Below are 12,226 nucleotides of genomic sequence, written 5' to 3'. Positions count from 1 at the left end.
GGGCCACCATGATCCAGACATTTGCATTCTACCTTTTTGCCGTGTTCACCATCGCGTCCGGCGCGATCACGATCATGGCGCGCAACCCGGTGCACTCGGTGCTCTGGCTGATCCTCGCGTTCTTCAACGCGGCGGGCCTGATGGTCCTGGTCGGCGCGGAATTCATCGCGATGCTGCTCGTCATCGTTTACGTGGGCGCGGTTGCGGTATTGTTCCTGTTCGTCGTGATGATGCTCGACATTGATTTCGCGGAGCTGCGCGCGGGGTTCATCAAGAACTTCCCGCTCGGCATGGCGCTTGCGCTGGTGCTGCTGGCCGAACTGGTGCTCGGCATCGGCGCCTACCGCGCTGGGGCACTCGAACTGGGCGTGCCTGACGGGACCGCAATGGCGCCCGTGGGAGAGAGCAACATCGAGGCGATCGGCGCGCTGATGTACGGTCGCTACCTGTTCCTGTTCGAAGCGGCGGGCATCATCCTGCTTGTCGCCATGGTGGGCGCGATCGTGCTCACGCACCGCCCGCGGACCGACGTGCGCGGCCAGAACATCGCCAAGCAGATCGCGCGTCGTCCCGACGAGGCGACCGTCAACGTCAAGCCGGAGATCGGCAAGGGGGTTTCGCTGTGATCCTTCGACACGCTTACGATGAGCGGATCATGGGAGCTTTGGGCGCATGATCGGCATCGAACATTATGTCGTCGTCAGCTCGATCCTGTTCGTGCTGGGCGTGCTGGGCATCTTTCTGAACCGCAAGAACATCATCATCATTCTGATGGCGATCGAGCTGATCCTGCTCGCGGTAAACATCAATCTGGTCGCCTTCAGCGCCTTCCTGCAGGACCTGACCGGGCAGATTTTCGCGATGTTCGTGCTGACCGTCGCGGCGGGTGAAGCGGCAATCGGGCTGGCGATCCTCGTCATCTATTTCCGTGGCCGCGGCACCATCGCGGTCGACGACGTGAACCGGATGAGGGGGTAACCACCGGTGCAATCCATCCTCATCATCGTATTCCTGCCGCTGCTGGCCGCGATCATCGCCGGCTTTGGCAACAAGCAGCTTGGCGCGTTTCCCGCCAAGATCGTGACCACGGGCGCGCTGTTCGTCTCATGCGCGCTGTCCTGGCCGATCTTCCTGAGCTTCGTCGCCGGGGGCGGTGAAGCCACCGTCGTGCACGTGCTGAAGTGGGTAGAGTCCGGCGCGATGAGCTTCGACTGGGCGCTGCGTGTCGATACGCTCACGGCCGTCATGCTCGTGGTCATCACTACGGTCTCGGCGCTCGTGCACCTCTATTCCTGGGGTTACATGGACGAGGACCCGGACCAGCCGCGGTTCTTCGCCTACCTCTCGCTGTTCACCTTCGCGATGCTGATGCTGGTGACCGCGAACAATCTCGTGCAGATGTTTTTCGGTTGGGAAGGCGTGGGTCTCGCCTCGTACCTTCTGATCGGCTTCTGGTTCCGCAAGCCTTCGGCCTGCGCCGCCGCGATCAAGGCCTTCGTGGTAAACCGCGTGGGCGACCTGGGCTTCATGCTCGGCATCTTCGGCACGTACCTGGTGTTCGGCACAACTTCGATCCCGGAGATCCTTGCCGCAGCTCCGGGCATGGCCGGATCGACCATCGGTTTCCTTGGCTACCGCCTCGATACGATGACGGTGCTGTGCATCCTCCTGTTCATCGGCGCGATGGGCAAGTCGGCGCAGCTCGGCCTGCACACCTGGTTGCCCGATGCGATGGAGGGCCCGACCCCGGTTTCGGCACTGATTCACGCCGCGACCATGGTCACTGCCGGCGTCTTCATGGTCTGCCGCCTCTCGCCCATGTTCGAGGCCAGCCCCGCCGCGTCGACATTCGTCACTGTGATCGGCGCCGCGACCTGCTTCTTCGCCGCCACGATCGGCACGACGCAGTGGGACATCAAGCGCGTCATCGCCTATTCGACTTGCTCGCAGCTCGGCTACATGTTCTTTGCCGCAGGCGTTGGCGCTTATGGCGCGGCGATGTTCCACTTATTCACGCACGCCTTCTTCAAGGCGCTGCTGTTTCTCGGTGCCGGCTCGGTCATCCATTCGATGCACCACGAGCAGGACATGCGGTACTACGGCGCGCTGCGGAAGCAGATCCCGATCACCTTCTGGACGATGACGGCGGGCACGCTGGCCATCACTGGCGTTGGAATCGCAGGTTTCGTGGGGTTTGCCGGCTTCTACTCGAAGGACGCGATTCTCGAGGCAGCGTTCGGCGCGGGCACGCAGTCGGGTCAGTTCGCCTTCTGGATGGGCATCCTCGCTGCGCTGATGACGAGCTTCTATTCCTGGCGCCTCGTTTTCCTGACGTTCTTCGGAAAGCCGCGCTGGGCCGCTTCGGAGCATATCCAGCACGCTCTTCACGATGCCCATGGCCATGATGCGCACGACACGCACGGTCATGGCCACGAGGCCGAAAATGCTCCCGCGCAGGAAGATGCCGGTCACGATGTCGCGCACTCGGCGCACGCTGCCGATGCGCACGAAGGTACGGGCGGTTATCACCCGCATGAGAGCCCGCTGGTCATGCTGATTCCGCTGCTGGTGCTGTCTCTGGGTGCCGTGTTCGCGGGCCTTGTGTTCCATCACCAGTTCGTCAGCGAAGGCACAGGCGAATTCTGGAAGGGCGCGCTGGTCTTCCATGAGCACCTGATCCACGCGATGCACGAAGTGCCGACCTGGGTGAAATGGTCGCCGTTCACGGTCATGGCGATCGGCTTCGTGCTTGCCTGGTACGGCTACATTCGCAACACCGACTTCCCGGCTTCGGTCGCCCGGCAGCTCGGCCCGATCTACACTTTCGTCTACCGCAAGTGGATGTTCGACGAACTCTACCACTACGCCTTCGTCGTGCCGGCGTTCTGGCTCGGCAAGGTGTTCTGGAAGCAGGGCGATGAGGGCACGATCAACCGGTTCGGTCCCGATGGGGCCGCCTGGGTCGTCGCCAAGGGCTCGACGTACGCCCACAAGGTGCAATCGGGGTATCTGTATAGTTATGCGCTGGTCATGCTGCTCGGACTTGTCGCGGCGGTCAGCTGGGTGATCAAGTGATGGGTGGTTTTCCGATCCTCAGCCTGATGCTGCTCGTGCCGTTGGTCGGTGCGATCGCCTGCCTGTTCCTCGATGCGAAGCCGGCCCGCACGGTCGCGCTGGTGGCGACGCTGATCGACTTCGTGCTCGGCGTGATCCTCTGGGCGAATTACGACATCGGCGGCGCGCAGTGGCAGTTCACGGAACGCACCGAGCTGTTCGCTGGCTTCTCCTACGCGCTCGGCATCGACGGTATCGCCCTGATGCTGATCGTGCTGTCCGTTTTCCTCATGCCGATCTGCATCGGCGCGAGCTGGATCTCGGTCACCAAGCGCGTCGGCGAATACATGGCCGCGTTCCTGCTGATGGAAATGCTGATGATCGGCGTTTTCGCGGCGCAGGACTTGTTCCTGTTCTACATCTTCTTCGAAGCCGGCCTGATCCCGATGTACCTCATCATCGGCATCTGGGGCGGGGACAACCGCATCTACGCCAGCTACAAGTTCTTCCTCTACACGCTGCTCGGTTCGGTGCTGATGCTGATCGCGATGCTGTGGATGGTGAACGAGGCGGGCACAACCGACATTCCGACGCTGATGGTTACGGACTTTGCGCCCGCCGCGCAGACCTGGCTGTGGCTGGCCTTCTTCGCCAGCTTCGCGGTGAAGATGCCGATGTGGCCGGTGCACACTTGGCTGCCCGACGCGCACGTCCAGGCGCCGACGGCGGGTTCGGTTATCCTCGCGGGCGTCCTGCTCAAGATGGGCGGCTATGGCTTCATCCGCTTCAGCCTGCCTATGTTCCCCGAAGCGTCCGCGCAGTTCGCCTGGTTGGTCTACTGGCTCTCCATGATCGCGGTGGTCGTGACCTCGCTGATCGCGTTGGTGCAGCACGACATGAAAAAGCTGATCGCCTATTCCTCGGTTGCGCACATGGCGATCGTGACCGTCGGCCTCTTCGCGTTCAATCCGCAGGGCCTCGAAGGCTCGATGATCATGATGCTGAGCCACGGTCTGGTTTCGGGTGCGCTGTTTCTGGCCGTCGGCGTGATCTACGATCGGCTGCACACGCGCGAGATCAGCCGCTACGGCGGCCTCTCGATCAACATGCCGCGCTATGCCCTGTTCTTCCTGCTGTTCACCATGGCCTCGATCGGCCTGCCGGGGACCTCGGGCTTCGTGGCCGAGTTCCTCAGCCTTGCCGGTATCTATCAGGTGTCGAGCTGGGTGGCGCTGATCTGCACCACCGGCATCATCCTCGGTGCGGCTTACATGCTTTACCTCTACCGCCGCGTCGCGTTCGGAGAGCAGGTAAACGCCGATGCCGCGGCGATGGGCGACCTGACCATGCGTGAATACGCGATGATGATCCCACTGGCGCTCGCGGTGCTGTGGATGGGTATTTACCCTGAGAGCTTCCTTGCGCCGATGCGCGCCGATATTCAGGCGCTCGACGCACGGCTCGCGCACGCCGCGCCGCAAGGCGATGCCCGCCCGACTGCCGGCAAGCCGCAGGCTGCCGTTCATACCGTATCGGAAGAGGGCCATGGCCCGACGCCCGCAGCGCCCGGGGGAGCGCACTGATGGATTTCTCTCACTCCCTCAAACTGATTGCACCCGAAGAAACGCTTAGCGTTGTCGGCCTCGTGCTGTTGCTCGTCGCCGCCTGGGCCGGGGACAGGGCTTCGCGCGCGATCAGCATCGCCGCGGTCGCCGCGCTCGTCGGCGTCAGCTTCCTGGTCGCGCCCGCGCTGTGCAACGGCGCGATGGGGCCGGACACGGTCGCGTTTCTCGGCCAGTACCGCGCCGATGCTTTCGCCAGTTTCGCCAAGCTGCTGATCTATCTGGCGGCGGCGGCCTCGCTGATGATCGCACCGCAGTTCTTCGACCGCTGGAACGCGATGCGGGCCGAGTATCCGATCCTCGTGCTCTTCGCCGCGCTGGGCATGGGTATCATGGTTTCGGCGACCGATCTCATCACGCTCTATATCGGTCTCGAACTCAACTCCCTTGCCGCCTACGTGCTCGCCGCGTTCCTGCGCCCGGACAATCGTTCGGCCGAGGCGGGCCTCAAGTATTTCGTTCTCGGCGCGCTGGCTTCGGGCATCCTGCTGTTCGGCATGAGCCTGACATACGGCTTCACCGGCACGACCGCTTTCGCCGGAATCAACGCCTCCATAGCGGGCGGCCTCTCGAACGGTGCCTTGTTCGGTATCGTCTTCATGCTTGCGGGCCTTGCCTTCAAGATCAGTGCGGTGCCGTTCCACATGTGGACGCCCGACGTTTACGAAGGCGCGCCGACGCCGGTCACGACGTTCTTCGCCACGGCGCCCAAGGTCGCGGCGCTGTCGCTGACGATGCGCGTCGCGATCGACGCTTTTGGTTCGCAGGCCGATGCCTGGCGTCAGATCGTGATCTTCGCCGCGCTCGCTTCGATCGTGGTCGGCGCGCTGGGCGCGATCGGCCAGAGCAACATCAAGCGACTGATGGCGTATTCCTCGATCAACAACGTCGGCTTCATGCTGATCGGGCTTGCGGCCGCGACTGTCGCAGGCGCCTCGGCGATGCTCGTCTATCTCGCGATCTACGTCGCGATGTCGCTGGGCGGTTTCGTCGCGATCCTGATGATGAAGGGCGAAGACGGCGAGCCGATCGAGAAGATCGCGCAGATCGCCGGCCTATCGCGCACGCGCCCCGGCCTGGCGGCCGCGCTGGCGATGATCATGTTCAGCCTTGCCGGTATCCCGCCGCTGTTCGGCTTCTGGGGCAAGTTCGTGGTGTTCCGCGCCGCGGTCGAGGCAGATATGATCGCGCTTGCCGCAATCGGCATCGCGGCCTCCGTGATCGGCGCGTTTTACTATCTCAAGATCGTCAAGATCATGTACTTCGACGAGCCTGTCGATGCGGTGCGCGGACACAGCGATTGGGCGCACAAGCTCATCCTCGTGGTGACGACGCTGATCATCTCGCCGTTCGGCTACCTGCTGACGAAGTGGATCGGTGCTCTTGCCGACACCGCTGCGACAGCCCTGTTCCTCCCCGCTTGATTGTCGTCGTCGCCGAGACGGGTTCGACCAACGCCGATCTGCTGGCCCGAACAGGGCCCGCCGAACGGCTCGAGGAAGGCGATTGGCTGATTGCCGACCGCCAAAGCGCAGGTCGGGGAAGGCTGGGCCGTGACTGGTTCGACGGTAACGGCAACTTCATGGGGTCGACGGCGATTGACCTCCGATCGGGAGATCCGCAGCCGGCGACACTGGCGCTGGTCGCCGGGGTCGCATTGCACGAGACCGCGGGCGTGCTCGCGCCTCATGGCAGTGATCTGAAACTCAAATGGCCGAACGACCTGCTGCTCGATGGCGGCAAGCTGGCTGGTATTCTGCTCGAGCGGCAAGGCGATCGTGTGGTCGCGGGCTTCGGCGTCAATCTCGCGGTCGCGCCCGAAGTCGCGCATTGCCGGACGGCCACTCTCAAGATTTCCGATCAGGGACCGGACCGAAACGCATTCGCGGAAGATCTCGCCGCCGCTTTCGCGCAGGAGTTGACGCGCTGGCGCAACGTCGGGCTGGCGCCGCTGTTGCGCCGGTGGGAGGCGCTTGCGCATCCTGTGGGGACGCCTTTGCAGACCAGGCTGCCGGGCGAGGGCGAAATCAGCGGCCGCTTCGCCGGGCTCGACGAGGCAGGCAATCTGCGGTTGCAGACTGACGCCGGCATCCGCACCATTCACGCCGGCGAGGTATCGCTCGTTGGCTCTGGCCAACCGGGGTAGAGGGACCATCATGCTACTCGCCATCGACGCCGGCAACACCAACGTCGTCTTCGCTTTGTTCGAAGCGGGCAAGATCCTGGCCCGTTGGCGGATCGCCACCGATCCGCGCCGGACGGGCGACGAATATGCCGTCTGGCTGCTGCAACTGCTCGAGATCCGCGGAATCGATCGCACGCGCGTCGACCGGATCATCATCTCCACCGTAGTGCCTCGCGCGCTGCACAACCTCGATGTGCTGTCGCGCAGCTACTTCGGCATCGAACCGCTCATCGCAGGGCAGGGGAATGCCGCCTATGCGATCGACATCGATGTCGACGAGCCCCGCTCGCTGGGTGCCGATCGCGCGGTCAACGCCGTCGCAGCGCATGAAAAATTTACAGGAGACCTCATCATCGTCGACTTCGGCACCGCCACGACGTTCGATGCGGTCGATTTCAACGGTGCCTACAAGGGCGGGATCATCGCGCCAGGCATCAACTTGTCTCTCGATGCGCTGGTCGGCAACACCGCGATGCTGCCGCGCATCGCGATCGAGCTGCCGCAGAGCAAGAGCGTGATCGGGCGTAATACCGAAGACCAGATGCTGATCGGCGTCTTCTGGGGCTATGTCGCGATGATCGAAGGCTTGATCACGCGGATGAAGGCGCAGATCGGCCGTCCGGCCAAAGTCGTCGCCACCGGCGGTCTCGCGGTGCTGTTCGATAAGGTGGGCGACTTGTTCGACGCTGTGGAACCGGATCTGACGCTCGAAGGCCTCGCCGTTCTTGCGGAGCGCGCCGCCTCGTGAAACCCGGCAAGGAACTGCTTTTCTGCGCGCTCGGCGGCTCGGGCGAAATCGGCATGAACGTCAACCTCTACGGGTGCGACGGCAAGTGGCTGATGGTCGATCTGGGCATGACGTTCAGCGGCAACGAATATCCCGGCGTCGATCTGGTTTTCGCCGATCTCGATTTCATCGAGGAGCGGCGTGATGACCTGCTCGGGATCGTCCTTACGCACGCGCACGAGGATCATATCGGCGCAGTGCCCTACTTCGCCGAAGAGCTCGACGTTCCGCTTTACGCGACGCCGTTCACCGCGCGCCTGGTCGCCGCCAAGCTCGAGGAAGCGGGGATTGCCGATTCGGTCGAACTGATCGTCGTCGACGATCTGGAGACGTTTGAACTTGGCCCGTTCGCGATGCGCTACGTCCCGCTGGCGCACTCGATCGCAGAAGGCAACGCGCTGCTGATCGAGACGCCCTATGGCCGGATCTTCCACACCGGCGACTGGAAGCTCGACGATGCGCCGCAAGTCGGAACGCCGACCACTGCGAAGGAACTGAGCGCGATCGGCGAAGAGGGCGTGCTGGCGCTGGTTTGCGATTCGACGAATGTCTTCAATCCCGAAGCATCGGGATCGGAAGGCGAAGTCCTCGAAGGGCTGCTTGCCGAAGTTGCGAAGCATCGCGGGCGACGCGTCCTGGTGACCACGTTCGCGTCCAACGTCGCGCGGTTGCAGACGCTGGGCGAAGTCGCCAAAGCCACCAACCGCACGCTGTGCGTAGCCGGGCGCTCGCTCGACCGGATCATCGATGTCGCACAGGCCAGCGGATATCTGAAGGACTTCCCGGCGACGGTGGACTTCGACACGGCGATGTCGCTGCCCCGCGGCGGCGTGATGATCGTCGCGACCGGCGGGCAGGGCGAGCCGCGCGCGGCTCTGGCCCGGATCGCCAACAACAGTCATCAGCTCAAGCTCGAGGAAGGCGACGTCGTGCTGTTCTCCTCGCGGCAGATCCCGGGCAACGAGATCGCCATCGGTCGCATCCAGAACCAACTCGCCGATGACGGCATTCGCCTGGTCACCGACCGGCAGAGCCCGATCCACGTTTCCGGACATCCCGGACGTCCCGAGCTCGAAGCGCTCTACGCGTGGATCAAGCCCGATATCCTCGTCCCGGTCCACGGCGAAATCCGGCACATGCGCGAACAGGCCGCGCTGGGCATCGCCAGCGGTATTCCCAAGGCCGTGTTCCAGAAGAACGGCGACCTCGTCCGCCTTGCGCCGGGCGCGCCGGGCAAATTCGGCGAAGTTCGGGCGGGAAGATTGGTGCTGGATGGGACGGAGATCGTTCCGGCCAATGGCGAGTCGATCGTCCACCGGCGCCGACTGGCCTTCAATGGTCTCGTCTCTGTGGCGTTCGACCGCGGGGGTGCCGTCGAAATTCGGGCCAGCGGACTACCGCTCGAGGACGATCTCGAAGATTTCATCGAGGCTGCCAGCGACGACGTTGCCGCGGCGATCGAACGCAGTCGACGTGCCGATTTCGCTGCCCTGATGGAAGCTGTAAGAGTCGCGACGCGGCGGGCGGCAACGCACTGGACGGGAAAGCGCCCGCAAGTGCACGTCCTGTGTCTCGACGAAGCGGAGTAAGCTCATGGAACTAAGCTCGGTGATCGCCATCTACGCGCTCATCTGGGTGTTCTCGGCGTTCGTGGTGCTGCCGATCGGCCTGCGGACGCCCGATCAGGAACAGGACTATAAGGTGGGGCCGGGTCACGCCGACAGCGCCCCGATCAATTTCCGGCCGCGGATGGTTTTTCTGCGCGCCACGATCGTTGCCACGATCGCCTTCGCGTTGTTCTACCTGAACTACCTTTATGGTTGGATATCGGTCTCGGACTTGAACTTTTTCGGGCGTCCGCCAGGGTTCGTCGACAAGACCTGAGCCGTGCCTGCCGCGAGGCGTCAGTTGCGCAGCCGCTCGATTCCCTGGGCGAGCGCGACGTAGAGCTTGCCCATATCAGAGGACAACAGCGTCACGCCCAAGGCGTTGCCGTCGCGCGTCGACAGGACCTGTCGCAGGATCGCCTCGAAGTCATGGATATAGCGGTTGACGTGCCCACGGAACTCGTCGTCGTTCTCGAAGGACTGCTGGACTTTGCGGACTTCGCCCGCGTCGAGCAGAGCCACGGCACGGCGCGTGAAGATGCCGCGATCTCCTCGCAGGTAGGCGGCCCAGGCCGTGTCCGACACATCGGTAGACAGCGCCTTGGCGATGTCGATTGCGTTGGAATTGAGCGATTCCGTCAGCAGCGCCACTCGCCGCGCGAAGTCGTTGTCGACTTGCTCCTCGGCGCGCTCGCGGGCGTGCGTGACGCGGTTCTCGAGGTTTCCGACCAGCTCGTTCACTTTGGCGAGTTGATCGCGCAGCTGGATCGCGGCTTCCCGACCGACGCCGGACGCATGGTACGCTGCCTGTTCGAGCTGTCCGGTCGCTTCCGCCGCGCTTTGCCGCACGGCTCGATCGAGCGCCGCCGAAGTGGTCTCCCCCAGAGTCTCGGCGATCTTCGCGACCTTCTGCGTAGCCCCGCTTTCCAGCGAAGCGACCACGGCCTGCACGGCATTGTCGAGTTCGGCGATGGCGCCGGTCAACTCGTCCCGCGCCGTGGCGGCGGCTTCGCGCGTGCGGGCATCGAGGTTCGCGATCCTGTCGTCGAGCGACTCGATCACCTCGTTGTGATCGCCGGCCCGAGCGAGCAGCGTTTCGTGACTGGCATCGAGATTGGCGACCAGCGCATCGATTCGTCCCGACGTCGCATCGATTTCGCCGGCAAAGCGCTCGTGCCCGTCTCCGATGCGTGAGACCGTGTCTTCGAGGCGGGCCACGGCTTCGACGATCCGCGCGAGGCGGCCTTCGCTGATCGAAACCGCTTCGGGGAGGTCTTTGCTGGCGCTGTTGGCGCTGGCCTGAACCAGCTCCAGCAGCCGCACGCTCGAATCGGTCAGCCGCTCGATTTCGCTGTCGGTCGCGGCAAGCGTGGCGCGACTGGCGGTGGTGCGTTCGGCGATCGTATCGAGACTGCGAGCGAGCACGTCTTCGGCGTCGCTGGCGTGCGCCACGACTTCGCGAAGCCGCCCGATCGTGCGCGTCATCGTTTCGCTCACGGCGTTCGACCGACGGCCCAGATCCTCGACCTGATCGAGCTGCGCATCGCGAGTTTCATCGAACCTATTGTCGAATTCGGCGCGAGCCGCCTCGATTCTGGCCAGGCTCTCATTGAGCTCGCGCTCGAACCGGTGACGCCGGGCTTCGAGCGCATCGGCCATCACCCGCTGCCGTTCGGTCAGCTCGCCGTCGAACCTGGCGAGGATATCGCGGAGCCCTTCGAGCGTATCGCGGCGCGAAGAATCGAACGTCTTCCGACGGTCGTCGAGATCGTCGTCCAGCCCATGAAGCTCCTTTTCGAGATGATTGAGCCTTTCGGCAAAATCGCCCGTGAAGGTCCTGCTCGCGGTCTGCACCAGACCGTCTATCCGTTCGCGCTCGGCCTCGATCTCAGCCAGAGCGTCCTTCCAGCTGCCGAGCGCGCGGTCCTGCTGTGCGACGAGCGTGCGCGAAATGCTGCTGCCTTCTTCGCGCAGCGCGGAAAGCCGGGCGCGCAGCGATGCGAGGCTTTCCGCCTCGCTGTCTTCGATCCGGTGGCGTGAGACCTCGATCTCGTCCTTCAACGCGTCGGCACGGGTGCGGATCGCAGCCAGAGCTTCGACTTCGTGTTTATCCAGCGCGAGCCGCATATCGTCGCCGCGTGCATCGAGGGCATCGAACCGGGCCCTGGCAGCGTCGCCGATCTCATCGCATCGCTTGTCGAGCGCGGACAGGGTTTCCTCGATCCGCTCGCGTAGCAGCGCGAACTTGGTTTCGCTGGCCGATCCCGCCTGCTCCAGCCGGTCGAGGCCGCCGATGAGGCCGTCAAGCTGATCCTGCGCCTTATGGCCTGCTCCGGCGATCGTGTTGGTGACATCCTTGGCCGAGCTGGCGATGACCGGAAGCTGGCCGCGCAGCTTTTCCATGTTTTCCAGCGCGGCGCCGCTTACCGAACTGATGGTGTCGAGCCGCGAGCCATTGGCCTGGATCAGTTCCTCGAGCCGTCCGGCGTTCTGGCTCAAGCGTTCGCTGGCGAGCCGGCCGAGAGTCTCGAGATCGCGCGATTGCGAGCTGATGAATTCGCGAGCGAGACTGAGTTCGCCGTTGACCGCTTTCAGCCGCAGTTCGAGCCGCGCGGATTCGTCGGACAGCAGCCGTGCCGCGCCGCCGAACCGCGTGGCCTCGCGATGGCTCGAGCGCATTGTCAGCAGCCAGAGCACGGCAATCAGAAGCACTGGCACGCACCACTGGGTGACCAGTTCGGCCAGCCTTGCGGGCGCAGGCATCGTGTCCAGCGCGCGCAGATTCGCCCACACAAACCAGCCCGTCCATGCCACCGCGAGCACGATCGCGACCACGCGGGCGATCGTCGCCACGCGATCGGGCGCCTGCGCGAGCTCTTCCTCGTCGCTTTCGTGCCACGGCACTTCGCCGGTTTCGTGTTCCGAGCCGAGCACGAGGGTGTCCTCGGACGTCACTGCGTCCTGCGGCCGT

At 64.0% G+C, this 12,226-nt stretch carries 10 protein-coding genes; 9 read left to right on the top strand and 1 reads right to left on the bottom strand.

Going from position 1 to position 12,226, the window contains the following annotated elements:
- Positions 1-8 precede the first annotated feature (8 nt).
- From GQO94_RS00880 to GQO94_RS00840, 9 genes are read left to right on the top strand one after another with little or no spacing between them, the layout of a single operon-like run.
- Entirely contained in the window at positions 9-626 is a 618-nt protein-coding gene (locus GQO94_RS00880) for an NADH-quinone oxidoreductase subunit J (RefSeq protein WP_156839258.1), read from the top strand.
- 46 nt (positions 627-672) lie between these two features.
- Positions 673-978, top strand: a complete 306-nt coding sequence (gene nuoK / locus GQO94_RS00875; RefSeq protein WP_156839257.1) for an NADH-quinone oxidoreductase subunit NuoK — start codon at positions 673-675, stop codon at positions 976-978.
- Positions 979-984: 6 nt separating this feature from the next.
- A complete protein-coding gene (nuoL, locus tag GQO94_RS00870) occupies positions 985-3,075 on the top strand; it encodes an NADH-quinone oxidoreductase subunit L (protein ID WP_156839256.1) in 2,091 nt (696 codons plus the stop codon).
- Positions 3,075-4,637, top strand: a complete 1,563-nt coding sequence (locus GQO94_RS00865) for an NADH-quinone oxidoreductase subunit M (protein ID WP_156839255.1) — start codon at positions 3,075-3,077, stop codon at positions 4,635-4,637. Before nuoL ends, GQO94_RS00865 begins: the two co-directional genes overlap by 1 nt.
- Positions 4,637-6,100, top strand: coding sequence for an NADH-quinone oxidoreductase subunit NuoN (gene nuoN / locus GQO94_RS00860; protein ID WP_156839254.1), 1,464 nt, complete (start codon positions 4,637-4,639; stop codon positions 6,098-6,100). Before GQO94_RS00865 ends, nuoN begins: the two co-directional genes overlap by 1 nt.
- Positions 6,097-6,822 carry a biotin--[acetyl-CoA-carboxylase] ligase gene (locus GQO94_RS00855; protein WP_156839253.1) on the top strand — a complete coding sequence of 242 codons (726 nt, stop codon included), beginning with the start codon at positions 6,097-6,099 and terminating at the stop codon, positions 6,820-6,822. The genes nuoN and GQO94_RS00855 overlap by 4 nt, the downstream gene beginning before the upstream one ends.
- A gap of 10 nt (positions 6,823-6,832) precedes the next feature.
- Positions 6,833-7,609, top strand: coding sequence for a type III pantothenate kinase (locus tag GQO94_RS00850; protein WP_156839252.1), 777 nt, complete (start codon positions 6,833-6,835; stop codon positions 7,607-7,609).
- Positions 7,606-9,237, top strand: coding sequence for a ribonuclease J (locus GQO94_RS00845; protein ID WP_156839251.1), 1,632 nt, complete (start codon positions 7,606-7,608; stop codon positions 9,235-9,237). The genes GQO94_RS00850 and GQO94_RS00845 overlap by 4 nt, the downstream gene beginning before the upstream one ends.
- A 4-nt stretch (positions 9,238-9,241) precedes the next feature.
- Positions 9,242-9,532, top strand: a complete 291-nt coding sequence (locus tag GQO94_RS00840) for a DUF1467 family protein (RefSeq protein ID WP_156839250.1) — start codon at positions 9,242-9,244, stop codon at positions 9,530-9,532.
- A gap of 20 nt (positions 9,533-9,552) precedes the next feature.
- On the opposite strand, the gene GQO94_RS00835 is transcribed toward GQO94_RS00840, so the two are convergent.
- On the bottom strand, positions 9,553-12,210 hold the full coding sequence (locus GQO94_RS00835; RefSeq protein ID WP_232332702.1) for an ATPase: 2,658 nt from the start codon (positions 12,208-12,210) through the stop codon (positions 9,553-9,555).
- Positions 12,211-12,226 lie beyond the last annotated feature (16 nt).

Origin of the sequence: Novosphingobium aquimarinum, assembly GCF_009746585.1 — a bacterium.
In the GTDB taxonomy this organism is placed as follows: domain Bacteria; phylum Pseudomonadota; class Alphaproteobacteria; order Sphingomonadales; family Sphingomonadaceae; genus Novosphingobium; species Novosphingobium aquimarinum.
Note: the sequence above shows the minus strand (reverse complement) of the source record. Positions and strands in the feature narration are given on the sequence as shown.

Bases quoted from the DNA above. Each gene is read 5' to 3' on its own strand.
- nuoK (WP_156839257.1), top strand. From the start codon at position 673: ATGATCGGCATCGAACATTATGTCGTCGTCAGCTCGATCCTGTTCGTG.
- GQO94_RS00850 (WP_156839252.1), top strand. From the start codon at position 6,833: ATGCTACTCGCCATCGACGCCGGCAACACCAACGTCGTCTTCGCTTTG.
- GQO94_RS00880 (WP_156839258.1), top strand. From the start codon at position 9: ATGATCCAGACATTTGCATTCTACCTTTTTGCCGTGTTCACCATCGCG.
- GQO94_RS00840 (WP_156839250.1), top strand. From the start codon at position 9,242: ATGGAACTAAGCTCGGTGATCGCCATCTACGCGCTCATCTGGGTGTTC.
- nuoN (WP_156839254.1), top strand. From the start codon at position 4,637: ATGGATTTCTCTCACTCCCTCAAACTGATTGCACCCGAAGAAACGCTT.
- GQO94_RS00865 (WP_156839255.1), top strand. From the start codon at position 3,075: ATGGGTGGTTTTCCGATCCTCAGCCTGATGCTGCTCGTGCCGTTGGTC.